The organism is Actinomadura verrucosospora, from assembly GCF_039540335.1.
GTDB lineage: Bacteria > Actinomycetota > Actinomycetes > Streptosporangiales > Streptosporangiaceae > Spirillospora > Spirillospora verrucosospora.
Genome location: NZ_BAABEV010000031.1, coordinates 52450 through 72787, shown reverse-complemented (window position 1 = coordinate 72787; position 20338 = coordinate 52450). Strand labels below are relative to the sequence as shown.

Below are 20338 nucleotides of genomic sequence, written 5' to 3'. Positions count from 1 at the left end.
AGGGTGAGGTGCATCCTCTAGGAGTCGGGTGCCGGATAACTCGTTGGTATCCGGCAAGATGCTGCCTGCGGGTGCGGGCCGGATTGGTCTCGGCACGCCGCCGCTTGTCGCTTTCAACCAAGGGGGACCCGGATGGCTTGGCCCCGTCGTGCCGCGACCGGCGACCGGAGCGCTGGCTACGCCGCCGCGGTGGTCGTGTCGCTGACACCCGAGTTCGCCGACTTTGCCGATGAAAACGTCGCCGATGTCGTGCGCGAGGCCGTGATGGCGCACGCCACCGAACCCGATCCCGCCTTCGAGGTCATCCTGAACATGGCCGCCGTGGCGAACTGGCGGCTGTGCGACCACCCCAGCGAGCGGCGCCGCGTCCGGGTGGCGTGCTACCGCTTCACCCCGACGGCGGCCGCCAGCGCCCGCGCGACGAGGTTCAAGCAGCTCCTCGGCGCCGTCACGGTCACCCGATGACCCGGTTCAACGAGGTCGACGGCGGGCGGACGCTGGAGCCCACCGCGATCCACCCGCCCGGTTTCACACCGCCTGGCACGCCCGAACCGGGCGCTGGATCGGGCTCCGGGCCGAGCTCAGCGCCGCCGTCCACGCCGGATCGACGACACCACGCGGGTACGTCGCCGCCGGCACCGGGGGCCAGGCCCCGGCAGGCGCCCGCACCGGCGCCGAGACTGATCACGGTGGGGGACATCCCCGGCTTGTCGCCGCGGCGACGCCGCGGTGAGGGAGAGGTCCCGGCGGCGAACGTCGACCTGGTCGACCGGCTGTCCCGGCCGCCTGCCGGGCAGGAGTGGCCGACCGTCGCGGCGTGGCTTCAGTCCCGCAACACCGTCGCCACCCGCCGCGGCTACCTGCACTGCTTGGCGGCGTTCCTTCGGTGGCTGGAGATCGCGGTGCCCGGCGCCGGGCTGTGGGAGGTCACCGAGGACGTCCTGGTCGCCTACAAGGACCAGATCCTCACCGGCACCGGTCATGCCGCGCAGCTGCTGAAGGGCGGGCGCCCGCTCGGCGCGGCCACCGCCGCGCAGCGCATCTCGGCGCTGCGGTCGCTGTACGCCTACGCGTTGCGCCGGCACGTCATCGACTACGACCCGGCCGTGTTCGTCGACCCGCCGGAGACTCCCAGGATCGGGATGACGCCCGCGTTGGCCGAGCACGAGGCCTCCGACCTGATGGACGGCGCCGAGGCGATCGCCGGAGACCGTCCCCTGGATGCCGCCGCGGTCGCGCTGCTGTTGAACATCGGGCTGCGCACCGGGGAACTCGAGGCCATGCCGGTGTCGGCGTTCACCTGGGACGGGGGGCATTTCGTCGCCCGGTTCCGTGTCAAAGGAGGAAGGGTCCTCCCGGTGCCGGTCGTGCCTCGGGTGCGGCTGCTGGTCGAGCCGCTCCTGCACGGCCGCGCCGACCACGAGTTCCTGTTGCAGCACCCCGACGGGCGGCCGTGGAACCGGGGCCGGGTCACCACCGCGCTGCGCCGCGCCGCCCGCGCCGTCGACCTGCGCCCCGGGCAGTTGACCCCGCACGTCCTCCGCGCGACCGTCGTCACCTTGCTCAGCGCCGCCGGTGTCCCCCCGAACAAGATCCAGGAGTTGACCGGGCACGCGTCCCTGGCCACCCTTCAGCGCTACGACCGCGCCGGGGTCCAGATGGACGGGCACGCCGCCTACCTGGCCAGCGGCCTGCTGTCCCGCCGCCGATGACGTCTGGTTCACGATTCGCCGGCGGGGCCGATTGTCGCGACCACCACCGCGACAGCCAGGACCGGCGAGGCCAGCAAGGTCGACGGAACGGCGAGCGCGAACGCGGCCACCCAGTCGGCACCGCCGCTCGATGCTGACCAAGGCGCTGCACCCAGACGGCACCAAGCGCCGGACGACCGCGCCGCACCGGCTACAAGCTGGTGTCGGAGGAGCCGAAGACCGCCCACGCCTAGCTGCTCGCCCGGCAGCTCCCGCCCCCGATGCCACAGCGGTGAGGCGGACTTGGTGTTCCTCGCGGGGGTCTGGGCTGTGGGGTGCGGGTTCGAAGGGAAAGGGCCGGTTGTCGCGGACGGCGCGGTAGCGGGCGGCGTTGCGGCGTGCCCGTTCCCGGTTTTCTTCCTGGAGGTCGGGGCGGTCGGTCGGGGGTGAGGTGTAGGGCATGCGCAGGTCGGCGCAGATGATGTTGATGATGGTCTGCCGGTGCCGCTCGTTGTCGTTGGCCAGCCGTTCTCGGGTGTACAGCGCGGTGAGGCGGACGGGGGCCTTGTCGGAGCCGAGCTGCTCGGCGGCGGCGTTGTACAGCTCAGTGATCCGCCGCTTGGCCGCGTTCAACTGCCCCAGCGCGGTCGCCAGCTCGGCGTGCCGCTGCCGCCGGAACGGCAGCATCAGCCCGACCGTGGCGCCCCCGCCGCTGGCGGCAAGGGCCGGTGCGCACGGCGTCCACCCGGATCTTGGCCCGCTCGGTTCCGGGCGGGGCGTCATCGGCGACGTCCAGCAGCCAGGCGGTGGTCAGCCAGATCGCCGAGGCCGCCGTATCGGCTCCAGCCCCCGCCTTAGATGACCATGTGCGCCGCTCGGCGCTGCCTCGCCCGTGGCGAGTTCACCACCGCCCGAGCACACCCGCGCCAAAGCCGCGGCTCAAGCTCACCTCGACGGCATCGACCACTTCGAACGCCCCAATAATCAACTGGCCCGCGGCTGGATCAGAACCACAACGACAACCCTCACAGCCGTGGTAATGCCTGACCGTGGGCCATCCAACCAAGAAATACAGTTCTAGAACGTCGAGCACCTTGGTCGAGGCTGGTGGCATGGGAACGGCGGGGAGGCACTTGCCTCCCCGCCGCGGTTCATGTGGGGATCACCGTTTCGTGATCTGGATACGGTCCGCCACCGGTTGCAGCACCGAGGTGAGCAGGGTGGCGGCTTCGGTGTTGCCGCGCTGGACCAGCGGCCACAGTACGGCCGCCACCTCCAGCCAGTGGCTGTCGGCCGTGCCGGAGGCCGGTGCCTCCGGCTGCCGAGCCCCGGTGACCGCCAAGGACGATCGCCGGGCATCAGTTGGGGTTGGCACACCACCGGCCATGTCGGCGGGCACGGTGCCGGCCGCCGCGGGGGCCGCACCTCCCGAAGGAATCACGGCCTCGGCGGCGAGGTGATGTCCGTGCGGCAGCCCGCCGGACCGCATGGCGAACAGCCGCCGGACCAGCGGCCTGTCCAGTTCAGTGGTGTTGGCCGCGATGGCCACCGCGAGGATCACCACTCCGGTGGCCACGAACCAACCGGGGACTTCCCCCAGCAGCAGCAGCCCGACCGGCAGGCCCATGATCGGCTCACCGGCGGCCAGCACACCGAACTTCTCCTTGCCGAGGTAGCCGATGGCCCGCGCCTCCAGCACCGGAGCAACGGCCACCGTGAGCAGGCCGGTGAGTACGGCCAGCCCGATGATGCGGGGCTGGAGCCATTCCAGACCCCCCGAGATCACCAGCCAGCTGGCCGCGCCCGGGATGGTCAGCAGACCGGCCAAGGCCAGGCCGACCGTTTCGGCGCCCCGCTCCTCCAGCTTCTCCATCGCGCTGATGTTGACGGCGAAACACGCCGCGGCCGCGGCGGCGAAGGCGTAACCGAGCCAGTCGGTGTGCGCCTCCTCCTGCAGCGACATGATCCACAGGCCCGCGCCGGCGAGCACCGGCCAGAGCACCGCGGCGTAGCGGGACTCGCGCACCGAGCCCCACACCGCCACCAGCAGCGGGCCGCAGAACGCGATCGCGATCACCGTGGCGAAACTACCCACCCGCTGAGTCGCAGCGACCAGCAGCGGCAGATAGAACACGTTCGCCACCGCCACGCACCCGATCGGCCACCGGGCCGACCGTGCCGAGGCACGCTCCCGGCGGAACACTTCGGCGACCGCGCCGTTGGCGCGGAACGGCCGCACCTCCAGACCGAACCTGAGCGCGGCGTACCCCGCGAGGAACAGTCCACCGAAGATCGCGCCGAGCGCGCCCGGCGCGAAGGGGAACTGCTTCTCATCTTCGGCGCCAAGGGCGGAGAACGCGTCCCCCGCCACACAGAACAGCAACCCCAGCAGGCCGATGACGACCCCCCGCAGCGTGCCGTTCCCAGGCAATCGCACCTTGGACATGAGCAAGCCTCTCTTGTTTGTCTTGTCTCCCCGGCGCAGAGCCGGGCGGCGGGCAGCCTCTGCCCACAACGAGTACAGTCCAGGACGAGCCAATAATGACAACCGTTATCAATCTCACGGTTCGTCGGCGAGATGTTCGGTTCGTCTAACGGTGGCCGACGCTGCTCAAGCGTCACCCCTGGCAACGGCACCCGATGTCGGCGGGGCTACGCCGCCCTGAGTGTTGGTGGCGGGTGACAGCACCACGGTCTGGCCGGACGGAAAACTGCCAGGTTGTCCTCCTGTAGCCCGAACTGGCTCGCTATCGCCGTTGGACGTTGAACGTCACACGTGCGCACAGCACGGTCAACTTCGGCATGGGGGGCGGTACGGGATGCCGGGGAAGTGGGAGCGCCATGTGGGTTCGGCGATGCGCGGTGGGCCGAGGGGACAGAGGGAGGCGGCCGCGGTGTCGGTGGTCCACAGGCGGGCGGTGTAGTCGGCGCCGCCGGTCGCCAGGTAGGGCATGGCGGGTGAGAAGGCGACCGCGTAGACCGTCCCGCGATGTCCGGTGAGCAGCGCAGACCGGACGGGTTCCGTCCCGAGCGTCCACAGCGCGGTGGCCCCGTCGGAGCCGGCCGTTGCGAGGAGCCGGCCGTCAGGGCTGAAGGCCACCGAGTAGACGGCGTCGGAGCCCGTGCTCAGGCGGTGGACCTCGTGCGGCCGGCGGGCGTCGGTGATGTCCCAGAGGATCGTGGTGCGGTCGGCGGCGCCGCTGGCGAGGAGCCGGCCGTCCGGGGAAAAGGCAACGGCGTTCACGCCGTTGGCGTGGCCCTTCAGGGTCGCGGTCCTGGAGTTGCCCCGGGTGTCCCAGAGCTGGACGGTATGATCAGCGCCGGCCGTGGCGAGGAGCCGGCCGTTCGGTGAGTAGGCGAGCGCCTGGACGCCGGAGGCGTGGCCGCGCAGCACGGCGGGCGGGCTCTGTGGCGCGTCGGAGGCCCAGACGGTGACGTCGGAATCCTCTCCGGCTATGGCCAGATGCCGTCCATCGGGCGCGAACGCTACGGCGAACACGTTGCCGCGGCCCGGACGGAGTGTGATGGCGAGCCGGGGACGGGCCGGAGCGGCCACGTCGTAGACGCCGACCGTCCCGTCGAGGTCACCGGCCGCTAGCCGCCGGGAGTCGGGGCTGAAGGCGACCGACTGCACATGGTCGCCGAGGCCGCCGACCGACGCGACGGCGCGTGGGACGTGCGGATCGGTGACGTCCCAGAGTCGGAACGCCTGGTAGCTGCCGATGGCCAGCAGCCTCCGGTCGGGGCTGAAGGCGAGTGAGTCGACCTCGCCGTTGTTGCCGCCGAGGATCGGGCGGCGCAGGTCCCACAGGCGGATCGTGTCGTCGGCGCCCGCGCTCGCCAGGGTCAGGCCGTCCGGGGAGAAGTCCAGCGAGTAGACGGTGTCGGAAGGGCCCTCCAGGACGACCGGGGCGCTCGGCCGCCGGGGATCCGTCGTGTCCCAGAGGCGGATCGAGTGGTCGTAGGAGCCGGTGGCGAGCGTCCGGCCGGCGAAGGACGCGCCGCTGACGCCGCTCGTGTGGCCCTGCAGGCCGGCGACGTGGTCGATGCGCGTTCCGGAGACCGCCCACAGGTGAACGAGACCGTCGAAACCGCTGGCCGACAGGACGCCGCCGTCCGGGCTGAACGCGACGCTCAGGATCCGGTCGGAGTTTCCCTTCAGCTCGGGCAGGCGGCGCGGCCGGCCGGGCGCCGAGACGTCCCAGACGTGCGCGTTCTTCTCGTAGGCCCCGGCGACGAGGACGCGCGCGTCGGGGCTGAAGGCCAGGGCGCTCACCCCCGCGCCCGCACCGGTCAGCACCGCGAGCGGCTTCGCCCGTGCGGGGTCGGCGACGTTCCACAGCCGGACCGTCCGGTCGTATCCGCCGGACGCGAGGGTGCGGCCGTCAGCGGCGAAGGCGAGCGCCCGGACGCCGTCGGAGTGGCCCCGCAGCGTCACGAGCGGCGCTGGTCGGGCCGGGTCGGCGACGTTCCACAGCCGGACCGTCCGGTCGTCTCCGGTGGTCGCGAGGGTGCGGCCGTCCGGGCTGAACACCGCGGCCGTCACCGCGGCGGAGTGGCCGGTCAACACGGTCAGCGGCGCGGGATTGCGCGGGTCCGCGAGGTTCCACAGCCGGACAGTGCCGTCCAGGCTCGCGCTCGCCAGCGTCCTGCCGTCGGGGCTGTACTGGATCTGGTAGACGGCGCCCGTATGGCCGGACATCTGGACCGCGTACGGCGCCGCGTATCCGCTGAGCAGGCTGCCGCGCGCCTCGGTCGTCGGGGCGAGCCGGAACGCCGCGAGAGACAGCTGCGCGGCCAGCGCCGGATCGGCCGCCCGCAGCGACGTCGCCTCATTGGCGACCTTTGCCGAGAGCGCGTCGTCACGCTGACGGGACACGGTGCCCGTCGCCCGCAGCGCGACGAGGCTCGTCACGGCGGTCACCAGCACGAGGACGCTCAGGAACGCGACGAGGCGGTAGAGCCGGCGGATCCGGGCGCGTTCACGCCGCGCGCCCGCCACGACGAACTCCCGCACCCGTGACGGCACCGCGCCCGGTGCGGCAACCTCCACCCACGCCCGCGCCTCCGCCAGGCGCAGGCCCTGGTAGAGGAGCGCGTCGTCGCCGGGCTCGCGTTCCCATTCCTGCGCGGCCTCCGCGAGGCGCTGGCCGAACAGCAGCCGGTCGCGGTCGAGCTCGATCCACTCCGACAGCCGCGGCCAGCAGCGGATCAGCGCCTCATGGGTGATCTGCAGGCCGTCGCGGTCCCGGGTCAGCAGCCGTGCGGCGACGAAGGGGGCCGCGACGTCGGCGAGCCCGTCGACGTCGGCGCTCGGGATCCGGTGCCGGGTCGCCGCCCTGGGACCGGAGATCCGCACGAGCTGGAGGAAGAGCGCCTTGACCAGCTCGCCCTCCGGTCCGTCGAACGTCTCGTACACCGCCTCCGCGGACTTGGCGATCGCGCCATGGATCCCGCCTCCTGCGGTGTAGTCGGCGACGGTGAGCCGCTTGCGGTTGCCGTGCTCCCACGCCGTGCGCAGCGCGTGGGACAGCAACGGGAGCGCACCGGGATCGTGCGCGGCGGCGGTGTCGAGCTCGGCCGGAGCCAAGTCCCGCAGCACCAGCTCGACCAGGCCGTCCTCGACGTCCAGCGCGGCCTCGCGGGCCGGGCCGAGGACCGCGCCCCGCACCTCCGTCTCGTTCATCGGAGTGATCAGGAGCTGCCCCGCGCGCAGCACCTCGGCCAGCGGAGGGCAGGCCAGCGCCTCGCCGTAGAAGTCGGCGCGGAGCGCCACGACGACGACCGACCCGGCGGGTACTCCGCCGCCGGTGAGGCCGGCGACGAACGCGTGACGCCCGGCCTCGTCCTCACACTGGGTGAAGACCTCCTCGAACTGGTCGACGACCAGGCAGCACGGATCGTCGAGGCACAGCGCGCGCAGGGCGGCGGCCGGATCCCTGCCAGGTGTCATCCGGACGGGTGGGAGCCGCCGGTCCGAGCTCAGCGCGGCGACGAGTCCCGCGCCGAGCAGCGACGACTTCCCCGAACCCGACGGCCCGACGACGGCCAGCGTCCCGCCGCCCGCGGCGGCCAGGCCAAGGACCCGCTCCAGCAGGTCGCCGGTCAGCCGTTCCCTGCCGTGGAACCAGCGGACGTCGGCCGGCTGGAAGGCTGCCAGACCGGGATAGGGCGCTTCGGCGTTCGCCGCCCGCGGCCCGGGAGCCCGACGGAGCACGGCAAGAGCGTCCGTCCACGGCTCGGGACCGGTGGCGCCGCAGACGGTCAGGATCGTGCGCAGGTTCTGCTGGGTGGGCAGGTGACGGCCGGAGAAGTAGCCGCCGAGCGTCGCCACCGGGATCGCGGTGGCGCGGGAGACGTCCCGGATGGTGAGCCCGGCGCGCTCGCGGAGCAGCGAGAGCGCCTCGGCGAATTCGGTTCGGTTCCGCGGGACTCGGTCGGGTGGTGGCTCCGTGGGCAAGAACACCGCCTCGGTGGGGGAGTGCGCCGAGATGAGCGTAATCGCGCGAGCACGCATCGATAAGCGGAGTTGCCGGTTGCGGCCGGGAAAGGGCACGTCCGGCCAGGGCGCGGGCCCTCGCCGGACGTGCCCGCCCCGATCACGGGATTCGGCGGAGCTTCACCTCGTCGACCTGGATCCACTCGGCGCCGTTGCCGACTCCCCAGAGCCCGGCGAAGACGGTGGCCTGGGTCTGGGTCGTCGTGCGGAAGACCGATGTGAGCTGGACGTAGTCCTTCTTGATCGGCCCGAAGTGCACCTCGCCGGGCGGCGGCCACGTCCCGGCGAGCCGGGCGCCGAAGAACCCGGTGTTGACCTTGTCGGAGGTGCGGAGCCAGCCGGTGAGCTCGTAGTGGGCGTTGGGGGACACCGGCACCGTCTGCAGGATCGCGTTCCAGTTGGAGGCGGTGGAAAACACGAACGCGTTGTTCCTGCCGGTGAGCATGTTGTTCAGGCCGACGTCGACGCCCTTCCAGTCGGGGCCCTCGGTGAACCAGGGGGAGGAGACCGGCGGACGCGGGTCGCCGTTGAGCGGCCGGTCGAACTCGAAGCCGCCGTTGAACAGGTCCTCGACCTGAAGGTCCCACGTCGGGTAGTTGCCGTCGAAGCGGTGCAGGGGTGCGCCCGACAGGTCGACGCTGGAGACCGTCTGGAATGCGCCGAGGGTGAACGAGCGGGTCACCGCCTGTACACGGTCCATGTTCCAGTTGTCGAAGACGCCGAACGGGTCGTTGACAACCTCCAGGCGCAGGCCGCTGACTTCGTCGGCGACCATCCCGTGGCTGTCCAGGCAGATCCGGACGGGACTGACCTCGCCGCCGCCCCAGTTCTTGCCGCGGTTGACGTTCTCGATGCGGAACGCCGGTTTGTTCCGCAGCACGACGGTGATCGCCAGGTTGGAGTCGCCGAGCCAGTTGTCGCCGCGCAGGTCGTCGGCGCCGGTCTTGAACGTCAGGAGGATGTCCTGTCTGGCCCCCGGGTCGCAGAAGTGCTCCTCCAAGGCCTCGGCGGCCGCCGACCCGACGCCGAGCAACGACCCGGCCAGAGCCACCGCGCCCGCCAAGGCCGCGAGGGCCCTCTTCCTCGTTCTCATGTCTCTCCCATTTCGCTGGTGCCGTCCGGCGCACGGGCGCCGGCCCCGCCATTGCAGCGGCCCATGACCAGCGCGGGAACCCTCACGGGGGATAACCGAACAAGTCCGAACACCCCGTCGGCACAAGCCAGATCGGAGGGAATCTCGGAGACCGGGGGAACCATGGGAAACACCGAGTCGAACGCCTGCCTGGTGGACTGACGCGAGGCATCTCGACACCATCCCGCCCCCACAGGTGCAGTTGCCCTGGGCGGCGGCTGGCGGTTGGCACTGAGAACGATCATGGTTGGCCAGCGCACTGGCGAGCGCCGTCCTCTGGCCGCGCCGGAAGCGTTTCCGCAGGTAGATGCGGCGCGTAAGGAAAACTACCTGGTTTGCGAACTTATGCTAAATGGAACTTCTTCTTGTGGGGTGTCACGTTGAGGGGGTGAGAAAGCGATCCGCGCCCGAGTTCTTCGCCCTGGCGGGCACTGTCGTGCTGTGGGCCTGCGCCTTCCCTGCCATCCGGGTGGGCGTGGCGGGGCTTGGTCTGGCCGCGCTGTCCTTCCTGCGGCTCGCGGTCGCCGCCGTGGCGCTGCTGGCCATGTCCCCGTTCGCGGGTGTGCGCCTGCCGCGCAGGCGGGACCTGCCGTTGATCGCGTTGTGCGGCTTGACCGGCATGACCGCCTATCAGGTCCTTCTCAACTGGGGAGAGGTGCACGTCGCGGCCGGCACGGCCAGTCTTCTGATCGCGATCGCACCCGTGTTCAGCGTGCTTCTGGCCAGTGCGTTCCTGTCCGAGCCCCTCACCCGGAACGTCGTCTTCGGCAGCTTGATCGCCATCGCGGGCACCGCGGTCGTCACCTTGGCCAGGGGGTATGCCGGCTTCAGCGCGGCCTCGCTGGTGGTGCTGGCCGCAGCCGTCGTCCAGGGCGTGTACCACTTCGCCAGCAAGCCGCTGCTCAGGTACTACGGCGGACTGGAGGTGGCCACCTACGCAATGGTCGCGGGCACCGTCTTCGCCCTGCCCCTAGCACCCGGCGCGGCGAAAGCAACTGCCGGCGCCCCGCCAGACGCTCTGTGGTCGGCGGTCTTCCTTGGTCTACTGCCTTCCGCACTCGGGTTCGTGATCTGGGGGTACGCGGTGGCGCGCCTACCTCTGGCCGCCTCCACCGCGGCCTTGTACCTGGTCCCGCCGGTGGCCCTGGTGGTCTCGTTTGTCTGGCTGGGCGAGAAACCTCTTCCTCTCGAACTGGCGGGAGGCGCGGTCACCGTGGCCGGGGTCGTCCTGATCAACCGCCGTAGGACCAGAAGGCACGGGCCGGCAGCGTATGCGACTGCACGCCCTCCGGCCGCCTCCGCCCACGTCGGCCCCGACCCTCGGACGACACCGCAACGCCACTGAAGAGGTCTCCATGCTTGATGTGCGACGGCTGCGCATGCTGCAGCACCTGGCCGCGTACGGGACGATCGCCGCCACGGCCGACGCGCTGCATCTGACCGGCCCGGCCGTGTCGCAGCAGCTGGCTGTGCTGGAGCGCGAGGCCGGCGTGCCGGTGGTCGAGAAGCGGGGGCGCACGCTGTGCCTGACCCCGGCGGGGGAACTCCTCGTGGCGCACGCCGAGGTGATCCTCGGCGACCTCGCCGCCGCGGAGTCCGACCTGGCCGCCCTGCGGGGCGGGCATCACGGGGTGCTGCGCGTGGCCGCCTTCGCCTCCGCCGCACGCACCCTGCTGCCCCGCGTGTACCGACTACTCGCCCAGCATGAGGACGAGTCGGCGCCCACGCTCACCCTCCGGCTCGACGAGCAGGAACCCGACCAGGCGCTGGAGGCTCTGCAGAAGCACCGCGCCGACGTGGTCCTGGCCCACAGCTACTCGGTGCTGCCCCGTAACTTCCCGCAGAACAGTCGGCAGGACGTCCTCATGGATGACCCTGTGCTGCTGTGCCTGCACTCGGATCGTGCCCGCAGTCTCGGGCTCTCTCCTGGTCAGCCGGCGGACCTCGCTCGGCTTGCCGACGCCCCGTGGCTCACCCCCGGTCCCGAGGCGTCCTGTTACGAGATGATCCAGCGGGCCTGCGGCGCGGCGGGATTCGTCCCGGACATCCGGGTCCGCAGCAGCGACTTCTCGGTGCTGGTGGCCCTCGTCGCCGTGGACGCCGGGGTCGCCCTGGCCCCCCGCCTGGCCATCCCCGAACGTCACGACGGGGTCAGCCTGCATCCCCTGCTCGCGCCGGTCACCCGCACCATCTTCAACGTCGTCCGCTTCGGCACTGCCCGCAACCCGGCCGTACATCTGTTCCGCACGCTCCTTGAACAGGCGGCTGCCCAGCATGGCCCCGCTCATCAGCCGGATCAGACCTGACCGCGTGGCCGAGGGACAGGCGCCGTCAAACGGCTTGACGAGACGGTCCGGGCACTGTCCCGGCTCAGCGCTGGGCCCGCCGCGAGTACGAGAACCGGGTCGGCACGCTCACACCCTGAACGTGATCGTTCTCAGCTAAGAGCCGGTAGCCCGGGTGTGGTCGGTTATGTCAGTTCCTCTCACTCGTGACCCTGGTTGTCGCTCCGTCCGAGGCGTAGTGCGGAGACGAGGAAGAAGATGCCGCCGAGCAGGGCGTAGCCGGCCACGTTGGCCAGGGAGGCGTCTGCGCTCGACGCCATGAGGAAGAACGACGTGCCGGCCAGCACCGAGATCGCCCCGCTGGCGATCATCGCCCACTGTCCTCCCATGCGGCGCCGTCGGACGGCCACGACGAGCTGCACGATGCCGGCCACGACGGCCCATGCGCCCCAGACTCGCAGGACGGCCGGCACCCCGGAGGTGAGGGCGACGGCGAGCAGGACGGCGGTAAGGGTGCTGATCGCGACGTTGACGTAGAGACCTGGGACGGAGCCGTTCGCGGATCCGTCGCTCGCGTTGACGCGCGCGGAGCGGGCATCGATGACGGCGGCCGCCACGTCGAACGCCGGGTACAGCACGATCAGCGCCGCGGTCAGCGGGTTGATGCTCGACGCGGTCGGGAACAGCAAGGCCGCCCAGACGAGGGCGAACCCGAAACGCACGAGGTAGAGCCGCCGGAGTGCCGCTGCGACACCGGTCGCAGCCGGGGCGGTGATGGTCATGACGAATTCCCTTCATTCGGGGTGGATCAGCGCGGGACGAACCTGGCCGTCGGCCGACCGGGCTGCGGCGGCCGCGACGGTCGTCCTCGACGAACCCCAGCCCACGGCGTTCCTCCGCGCGGTGGGGCGGCCTGTCACGAGCTGGACGCGTCGCGGTCCGGCGCGGCACATCTAGGTAGAAAGACTGTTCTCTCTTGCATGGCCGAGCTTGGCAGACGTCGCCCACGAATGCAAGACCGATCGTTCTTTCTGCTACGGTCGAGACATGGCTACACCGATCCGTCCCGCGCACGACGGCCAGAACAGCGGCACGGGGAGGCAGGGGCGGTCTGAGGCCCGGGAACGGCTGCTGTCCACGGCCAGCGCCCTGTTCTATCGGGAGGGAATCCGAGCGGTCGGGGTCGAGCGGATCCTCGCCGAGGCCCCGGCCACGCGAGCGACGTTCTACCGGCACTTCCCGTCGAAGGAAGACCTCGTACTCGCCTACCTCCGCGGCGTCGACGCCCACATCCGCGCTGACACGCAGGCAGCCATCGAGGCCGCGCCGTCGCCGGCCGACGCGCTGCGCGCGATCGGCGCCGCCGTCGCCGCCGACCTGGCCAGACCAGAGTTCCGCGGATGCGCTTTCCTCAATGCCGCCAACGAGTACCCCGACCCCGACGACCCCGTGCGGCAGGTGGTCCTCGATCACCGGGCCTGGTACGTGACCACCCTTACGGAACTGTTCACGCAGGTTTTCGGGGGCTCACCGCGACGCGGCAAGCCAGAGCACGCCGCAAGGCACTTCGTCATGATGCGCGACGGCGCCATGACCGGCGCCCACCTCGACGGCGTCGAGAGCGTCGGTGGCGCGTTCAAACGCGGCGTTGAGGGTCTCCTCACCATGCTCCACTGAGCACTCGCCCGCCTCGCAGCAACCGAGTTTCGTCCGGTCGCGTGACGCAGGGGGCATCCTGCAGCCTCGGGCCGATACTTCCCGAAGCTGCCAGGCGCGAGTCAAGCGCTGATGTTCCGGAGGTGATGGAGGGCGGTCGGCGTGCGCTCCGAGGTTCGCTTGCGGGCCGTGCCAGCGGCTTTCCGCTGGCCAGCCCCACCGCGTGAAATGAATGGCCGCCGCCCGGAACCGAAAGCGGCGATATTTCCCTGTCAGAGTGGTCCAGGGCTCGAGTCCGTGCCACCGGCCCCAAGGCAGCCCCAAGGCAGCTCTGTGTGATGAGCCCAGAAAGCTGACTCTCAGCTGGCGGGCTCTGTGGCCGGGGTCCCGACCACGGTGGCTGCCAGCTGAGAGTCGGTTCGTCTCAGGCGGCCGGGGTGTAGATCTGGTTGATCACGCCGGTGGTGAAGGTTTCGGATGTGGTCAGGTTCAGCTTGATGGTGTCGAGGCCGTCGAACCAGCGGGCGCCCTTGCCGACGACGATGGGGTGGACGAACAGCTGCAGCCGGTCCAGAAGCCCCGTCTCCAGCAGGGACCTCACGAGGGTGAGGCTGCCGGTGACGGCGATGTCCTTGCCCTCGGAGCTCTTGAGCGCGTGGAGCCCGGCGGCCACGTCACCACTGATGATCTCGGTGTTGTTCCAGGTGGCTTCGGTGAGCGTGTGGGTGACCACGTACTTCTTCTGGTCGTTCATGAAGCCGGCGAACTCGTCCTGGCTGGTGGGCCAGTAGGCGGCGAACTCCTCGTACTGGACACGCCCGAGCAGCATCGCGTCACAGCCGGCCATGGCCCCACCGACTGCGTTGCCCATCTCGTCGTTGAAGTACGGGAAGTGCCAGGTGTCGGGGGCCTCTGCCACGCCGTCCAGCGACACGAACAGGCTACTGATGATCTTGCGCATTGGATTCTCCTCGCCTAAGGGGTGAACCGTACCGTACGGTACTGCCCGGCGGTACGGTACCGTACGGTACTGTTCGGACAGAGTCAATGTTCGTTTTGGCAGAGCAGAACCAGGAGAAGCGACGATGCCGAAAGCCGAACCTCCGCGGGCGGGCGCCGGGGAGGATCTCGCCGCGCAGACGCGGCGCCGGATCATGGATGCGGCGATGGAGGTGTTCCTGCGCGACGGCTACGTCGGCGCGAAGACCGACGAGATCGCCTCGGTGGCTGGAGCGTCGAAGCAGACGATCTACAAGCACTTCGGGCGCAAGGAGAAGCTGTTCGAGCAGATCGTTCTCGATCGCCTGGGCGGCATCGATGAGCTCTTCCAGGCCGCCCTGGGGGAGCTGGCGATCACCGATGACGTCGAGACCACCCTGACGGCGGTCGCGCGCCAGTTCGTCCACGCCATCACGCAACCCTCACACCTGCGCGTGCGTCGCCTGGTCATCGCCGAAGCCGGTCGCTTCCCCGAACTCGGCCGTGCCTACTTCGAGGCAGGCCCCGAGCGAGTGCACGCCGCGCTGGCATCGTCCTTCGAGCAACTGACCCACCGCGGACTGCTGCGGATCGAAGACCCCGTCCTCGCGGCCAACCATTTCACCTGGCTGGTCGTCTCGATCCCGGTCAACAAGGTCATGTTCTGCGGTGAGGACGTCCATTTCGCGCCAGCCGAACTCGACCACTACGCCGACACCGCCGTTCGCGCCTTCGCCGCCGCCTACCGCGCGTCCTGAGCGGCTGAAACGTCCTCGGGTGTCGGTCTAGCGACGCCCGAGGACTCAGGAAAGCGGCAGGGATTGGGGAGCCACCGGAATCCTCGGCGAAGGGAGCCGCGTGCAGATCGTCTCGGCGGCCGCCGTGAGCTCGCCGAGACGATCCGCCGCTCGCGGGTGTGGGCGTGCGGCGGGTGGTGCGGGATCGGCATCAGGTGCCGGGGGAACGGTGCCGCGGATATCGTCGGCCCATGAGCGAGCCCCTTCTCGGTGAGTCGGTGACGTTGCGTCCGGCGACGATGGACGATGTGCCCGCGCTGGCGGCGATTCGCGCGAGGCCGGAGGTCCGCCGGTGGTGGCGAGGTGGAACCGACCTGGTAGCCGAGGTGACCCGCGAGCTCGCCGAACCTGACACCGGGAAACTGGTCATCGAACACGAAGGCCGGACCGTCGGCCTGATCCAGTGGCACGCCGAGCAGGACCCCGACTACCGCCATGCCGGCATCGACATCTACCTCGACCCGTCAGTGCACGGTCGCGGCCTGGGGGCCGACGCGATCCGCACTCTCGCCAGGCATCTGTTCGACGACCACGGCCACCACCGGATCACCATCGACCCGGCCGCCTCCAACGCCGCCGCCATCCGCTGCTACGAGAAGGTCGGCTTCCGTCCGGTCGGCGTCATGCGCCAATACGAACGCGACATCGACGGCACGTGGCACGACGGCCTCCTCCTGGACCTCCTAGCCGACGAGTTGACCGACCGCGTCCAGGCGACGGGTGGCGGGATGAAAGCTCTGCCAGGCGAGTAGCCGCCCCGTGATGGGCCTGCCAAATCCATTGTCCGTTCCGGCGCCCGTCAGACCGGGATGCCGACGACCTCCAGTAGCCGCAGCCGCTCGGCGGTCTCGCTGCCCTCCGCCACGGTGAAGGCCATGATCCGCAGATCGCTGCCGAGCGCCGCGAGGATGTCGCAGTCGAGGGTGAGTTCGCCGACGCTCGCGTGCCGGATCGTCTTGGTCAGGGGCTCGTGCACACCTACCACGCCGGAGTCCCACAGCGCCGCGAAGTCACCGCTCCGGGCACGGAGCTCATCGATCAGTGCGGCCAGTCCGGCATCCTTCGGATAGCGAGCCGCCGCCGCTCTCAAGTCGGACATGAAGGCGGCGCGGTTACCCGTCTCCCTGCTCATGGCCTGGGGGTATCCGGCCGGCGGTTCCACGAAGGACCACCACACCGCATTTCTCCCGAAGCCGCGCGCCGCGGGCGGGTTGCCGAACAGCGCGGCCCACAACCGGTTCCACGTGATGAGGTTCCATGCGGCGTCGTACACGCTCAGCGGTGTGCCGGTCAGCCGATCCAGCAGGCGCTGCACGCCGGCTGGCACATGGTCGGAAATCTGTCCGGGGCCCGGCACCGCCTGACCGGCGAGCACGAAGAGGTGCTCACGCTCCGCCGTCGTCAGCCGCAACGCCCGAGCCAGCGCGGACAGTACTTGGGGGGACGGATTCGTCGACCTGCTCTGTTCGAGCCGCACGATGTAGTCGACGGACAAGCCGGTGAGCAGGGCGAGCTCCTCACGCCGCAGGCCCGGCGCGCGCCGGCGTCCGTCGTCCGGCAGGCCGGCCTCGGCCGGTTTCGTGCGATCCCGCCAGGCGTGCAGGGCCCTGCCAAGATCCGTGGATCCGGTCATCTCCCCAGTATGGGCAGTCGGCCGCGTCCCGTCGTGGTACTCCGGGTCCACTGGCTGCGGCGGGTACTGGTTGATGCCCGCAGGTCCGCGGAAGGTGGATGTACCGGCCGACGGGCGGTGGCCGGCCGGGATCCACTCGCCGGTCGGGACCGAAGGAGCACGTTCATGAAGTATCGCAACCTCGGGCGAACCGGGATCAAGGTCAGCCCCTACGCACTCGGCACGTTGATGTTCGCCAGCCAGATGGGCAACGACCCGGACGAGTCGGTCCGGATCATCCACAAGGCGATGGACGCCGGGATCAACCTCATCGATACCGCCGACCGCTACGCCGACTCCGAGGACATCGTCGGAAAGGCCCTCAAGGGCCGCCGCGACGAGGTGGTCCTGGCCACCAAGGTCGGCATGCCCATGGGCGAGGGCGTCAACCAGCAGGGTGCCTCACGCCGCTGGATCACCACCGCCGTCGAGAACTCCCTGCGCCGGCTCGGCACCGACTACATCGACATTTATCAGCTCCAGCGACCTGACCCGGAAACCGACCTGGAGGAGACCCTTGCCGTTCTGACCGACCTCGTCGGGGCCGGCAAGGTGCGCGTGATCGGTTCCTCGACGACGCCCGCCTCGGTGATCGTCCAGGCTCAGTGGGCCGCCGAACGCGCCGGCCTGCAGCGGTTCCGCACCGAGCAGCCGCCGTACTCCATCCTGAACCGCGGCATCGAACGGGAGGTCCTGCCGCTGGCGCAGGAGTACGGCATGGGGGTCATGGTGTGGGGTCCATTCGGCCAGGGCCTGCTGACCGGCCGGGTGCGCAAGGGCGGTGAGAACGACCTCAAACGCGTCCAGTTCTCCCGCCACCTCACCGACGAGCGCCGCATCGACGTCGTCGAACATCTCATCCCGCTCGCCGAGGAGGCCGGCCTGCCCATGACCCACCTGGCCATGGCGTTCGCCATCGCCCACCCGGGCGTCACCGCCGCGCTCCTCGGCCCGCGCACCATGGAACACCTCGACGACCTTCTGGCCGGCGCCGACGTCGAACTGTCCGACGACATCCTCGGCCGGATCGACAAGATCGTCCCGCCGGGCACCGAGGTCAGCGCGCTCGACCAGGAGTACAAGCCCCCGGCATTGCTCGACCCCGCTCTCCGGCGTCGTCCCGCCGGGCTCCGGTCGGCGGCCTGACCCCGGAGGCCAGGCGGCGGCTGCCCCGGGAGGTGGTCCAACACGGTGTACGCGGTGGCGTTCAGCCCGGACGGCGAACGCTTGGCCAGCAGCTTTTAGTAGGTCTTCAGTGACAGGTCGGCGTCGGGCTCGTCGGACGGCTCGGTGAGCTGGGCGGCCATGGCGTCGAACATCTCTTGCGTGGGCTGGGCGAAGACGTACTGGCTGCCGTGGACGCCGATCTCCTGGTTGCGCGCGACATGCTCGCGCAGGGCCGATTCGTAGGCGGTGAAGGCCGCTTTGTGGTCGCCGTCCGCGGTGGCGAGCTCGCCGGCCAGGACGTACGCACCGATCAGTGCCTGGGAGGTGCCGCGTCCGGAGGTGGGGGCGGCGCAGTGGGCGGCGTCGCCGACGAGCACGATGCGGCCCTTGGACCAGGTCTCCATGCGGATCTGGGTCATGGCGTCGAAGTAGAGGTCACGGGTGGTGTCCAGTTTCTCCAGCAGGGCGGGCGTCTGCCAGCCGAGGTGGGCGGCCCGCTGCCGGAGGATCCTCTTGTGCGCTTCGATGTCGCGCCGGCCGTAGGCCAGGAGCTCGTCGGACTTGAACAGCAGGCCCACCCGAGCGGCCGCGTTGTTCTTGACGCTGAAGATGCTCAGCGCTGCTGTCTCACCATCGCCGGTGGCCATCCCTTCGTGGTCGAGGCCGAGGTGGTTGCCGGTCTCCCAGTAGCCGTAGTAGCAACCCAGGTAGTGGGCGAAGTCCTCCTCGGGACCGAACGCCAGCCGGCGCACCGCCGAGTGAGCGCCGTCCGCACCGATCACCAGGTCGAAGCGCTCCGGGGGCGCGTGCTCGAAGGTGACGCTCACCCCGTCCTCGTCCGGTTCCAGTGCGGTGATCGAGTCGCCGAAGCGGTACTCGACCCCGGCCTGTACGGCCCTGCCGTACAGGATCTCGATCAGTTCGTCGACGAGGACCTCCAGCTCACCGGCGTACAGGATCGACGGCATGACGGCGTACGGCGTTCCCTCGGCGTCCACGACGGTGCAGTCGCCGATGCCGGTGTCACGTTCCTTCACCTGCTCCAGCAGGCCCATCCGCTCCAGCACGGTCAGCGCAGGGCCGCGGAAGTCGACGGCCTGGCCGCCCTGCCGCAGGGCGGGGGCCTGTTCGACGACGGTCGGGGCGAATCCGTGATGCCGGAGCCAGTAGGCGACCGTCGAGCCCGCGACCCCGCCGCCAGAGATCAGCACCTTGCGGGGACGCAGGCCGGAGAACAGGTCGTTCTCGGGGAGGGAGGTCTCTACATGGGAGCGGGCAAGGTGGTAGTCCTCGGTGGGCCAGACCTCCCGCTCGACGTCGCGGTCGTGCAGCATGAGGCCGGCGTTCGGGTCGATCTGGGTGGCGTGTGCGAGCAGCGCCCGGTCCCTGACGCCGAAGTACTCCGCGCAAGGCACCTGGGTGGTGAACTGCGGCGCGGGGACGTCAGCGGGGAATTCGGCCAGGACGGCCTGCATGCCCGAATCGATGCCGCGGGCGGTCATCGCGTCGTGCATGGTCTGGAACCAGGCCTTGGACAGGGCCCCGTGGTAGTAGAGCTTGAGCGGCTGCCAGGGCTGCCCGGTGCCGGGAAACCGGTCGGCTTCGCCTGCCGCCTCGAACGCCGCGACGGTCACTTCATGGGTTCTGAGGTGGTCGGGGTGCGGATAGCCTCCGGTTTCGTCGTAGGTGACGATGACGTGCGGGCGGAACTCGCGGATCAGCGCCACCAGCCGTCCGGCGGCCGCCTGCAGCGGGGCGAGGGCGAAGCAGCCCTCCGGGAGCGGCTCGCCCGCCGCCGGCAGCCCGGAGTCGACGAAGCCGAGGAATCGCTGCCGGACGCCGAGGACGTCCCGGGCGGCCTCCATCTCGGCCCGCCGGATCGCGGCGAGGTTCTCGCGCACCTCGGGCCGGTCCATGGCGGGGTTGAGCACGGTGCCGCGCTCGCCGCCGGTGCAGGTGACCACCAGGACGTCCGCGCCCTCGGCGGCGTATTTGGCGAGGGTCGCGGCGCCCTTGCTCGACTCGTCGTCGGGGTGGGCGTGCACGCTCATCAGGCGCAACGGTTCTCTTCGAGTGACTCGCATGCAGATCTTCCGTTGGTGAAGTCCGCCAGGCGGCGGAGGAAAGTGGTCGTGGTCGTGAGGGGCGGGCCGGTCAGCATCGCCAGGTGAAGACGTGGGGCATGCCTTCGTAGACGTCGAGGGCGGCGTGAGTACCGGCGTTCTCGGCCGCCGCGGCGAAGCGGCGCACGTCGTCGGCCAGCACCTCTCGAGAGCCTGCTACCAGCAGCAGGTCCGGCAGTCCGGCGAGGTCGCCGTGCAGGGGTGACTGCGGCGCCTGATCGGGCCGTGCGCCCGCCAGGTACTGGGCGCAGACCCGTTCCAGGACGGCACGGTTGATCAGGTCCTGCCCGTCGTTGGCCCTCGGGGAGAGGCAGGACAGGGTCAGGTCGGTCACCGGC

The 20338-nt window shown here is 70.4% G+C and carries 16 protein-coding genes; 8 read left to right on the top strand and 8 right to left on the bottom strand.

The genetic code is table 11. The annotated features are described in order from the left end of the window. Positions 1–132: 132 nt before the first annotated feature. Both ABD944_RS28425 and ABD944_RS28420 read left to right on the top strand, forming a co-directional pair. Complete coding sequence (locus ABD944_RS28425) at positions 133–465, top strand: hypothetical protein (RefSeq protein ID WP_345181892.1); 333 nt, start codon at positions 133–135, stop codon at positions 463–465. Between the two features lie 224 nt (positions 466–689). After that, on the top strand, positions 690–1712 hold the full coding sequence (locus ABD944_RS28420) for a tyrosine-type recombinase/integrase (RefSeq protein ID WP_345181890.1): 1023 nt from the start codon (positions 690–692) through the stop codon (positions 1710–1712). Positions 1713–2853: 1141 nt separating this feature from the next. On the opposite strand, the gene ABD944_RS28415 is transcribed toward ABD944_RS28420, so the two are convergent. The 3 genes from ABD944_RS28415 to ABD944_RS28405 form a co-directional block, all read right to left on the bottom strand. After that, positions 2854–4137 carry a DMT family transporter gene (locus ABD944_RS28415; protein ID WP_345181888.1) on the bottom strand — a complete coding sequence of 428 codons (1284 nt, stop codon included), beginning with the start codon at positions 4135–4137 and terminating at the stop codon, positions 2854–2856. 345 nt (positions 4138–4482) lie between these two features. Beyond that, complete coding sequence (locus tag ABD944_RS28410; RefSeq protein ID WP_345181886.1) at positions 4483–8151, bottom strand: nSTAND1 domain-containing NTPase; 3669 nt, start codon at positions 8149–8151, stop codon at positions 4483–4485. Between the two features lie 139 nt (positions 8152–8290). Then, positions 8291–9283 (bottom strand): hypothetical protein, encoded by a 993-nt coding sequence (locus ABD944_RS28405; RefSeq protein WP_345181884.1) that lies wholly within the window; start codon positions 9281–9283, stop codon positions 8291–8293. Positions 9284–9710: 427 nt separating this feature from the next. On the opposite strand from ABD944_RS28405, the gene ABD944_RS28400 reads away from it, so the two are divergent. Both ABD944_RS28400 and ABD944_RS28395 read left to right on the top strand, forming a co-directional pair. Next, positions 9711–10667 (top strand): DMT family transporter, encoded by a 957-nt coding sequence (locus ABD944_RS28400; RefSeq protein ID WP_345181882.1) that lies wholly within the window; start codon positions 9711–9713, stop codon positions 10665–10667. 10 nt (positions 10668–10677) lie between these two features. Next, complete coding sequence (locus ABD944_RS28395; RefSeq protein WP_345181880.1) at positions 10678–11628, top strand: LysR substrate-binding domain-containing protein; 951 nt, start codon at positions 10678–10680, stop codon at positions 11626–11628. A 179-nt stretch (positions 11629–11807) separates the two neighbouring features. Here ABD944_RS28395 and ABD944_RS28390 read toward each other — a convergent pair whose 3' ends face one another. After that, the gene (locus ABD944_RS28390; protein ID WP_345181878.1) at positions 11808–12389 is read right to left on the bottom strand and encodes a DUF308 domain-containing protein; all 582 of its coding nucleotides are present in this window, start codon (positions 12387–12389) and stop codon (positions 11808–11810) included. A 208-nt stretch (positions 12390–12597) separates the two neighbouring features. Between ABD944_RS28390 and ABD944_RS28385 the strand changes: the two genes are divergently transcribed. Then, entirely contained in the window at positions 12598–13284 is a 687-nt protein-coding gene (locus ABD944_RS28385; RefSeq protein ID WP_345181876.1) for a TetR/AcrR family transcriptional regulator, read from the top strand. A gap of 403 nt (positions 13285–13687) precedes the next feature. On the opposite strand, the gene ABD944_RS28380 is transcribed toward ABD944_RS28385, so the two are convergent. Next, positions 13688–14224, bottom strand: coding sequence for a dihydrofolate reductase family protein (locus ABD944_RS28380; protein WP_345181874.1), 537 nt, complete (start codon positions 14222–14224; stop codon positions 13688–13690). Positions 14225–14348: 124 nt separating this feature from the next. On the opposite strand from ABD944_RS28380, the gene ABD944_RS28375 reads away from it, so the two are divergent. Further along, positions 14349–14999: a TetR/AcrR family transcriptional regulator gene (locus ABD944_RS28375; protein ID WP_345181872.1), complete on the top strand. Its 651-nt coding sequence runs from the start codon at positions 14349–14351 to the stop codon at positions 14997–14999. A gap of 230 nt (positions 15000–15229) precedes the next feature. Then, positions 15230–15790, top strand: coding sequence for a GNAT family N-acetyltransferase (locus tag ABD944_RS28370; protein WP_345181870.1), 561 nt, complete (start codon positions 15230–15232; stop codon positions 15788–15790). Between the two features lie 47 nt (positions 15791–15837). On the opposite strand, the gene ABD944_RS28365 is transcribed toward ABD944_RS28370, so the two are convergent. Beyond that, positions 15838–16671, bottom strand: a complete 834-nt coding sequence (locus tag ABD944_RS28365; RefSeq protein WP_345181868.1) for a helix-turn-helix domain-containing protein — start codon at positions 16669–16671, stop codon at positions 15838–15840. Positions 16672–16836: 165 nt separating this feature from the next. On the opposite strand from ABD944_RS28365, the gene ABD944_RS28360 reads away from it, so the two are divergent. Next, positions 16837–17856: an aldo/keto reductase gene (locus ABD944_RS28360; protein ID WP_345181867.1), complete on the top strand. Its 1020-nt coding sequence runs from the start codon at positions 16837–16839 to the stop codon at positions 17854–17856. A 95-nt stretch (positions 17857–17951) separates the two neighbouring features. On the opposite strand, the gene mca is transcribed toward ABD944_RS28360, so the two are convergent. Both mca and ABD944_RS42635 read right to left on the bottom strand, forming a co-directional pair. Beyond that, positions 17952–19928 (bottom strand): mycothiol conjugate amidase Mca, encoded by a 1977-nt coding sequence (gene mca, locus ABD944_RS28355; RefSeq protein WP_345181865.1) that lies wholly within the window; start codon positions 19926–19928, stop codon positions 17952–17954. 103 nt (positions 19929–20031) lie between these two features. After that, positions 20032–20334, bottom strand: a complete 303-nt coding sequence (locus ABD944_RS42635) for an alpha/beta hydrolase fold domain-containing protein (protein ID WP_486303771.1) — start codon at positions 20332–20334, stop codon at positions 20032–20034. Between the last annotated feature and the right edge of the window lie 4 nt (positions 20335–20338).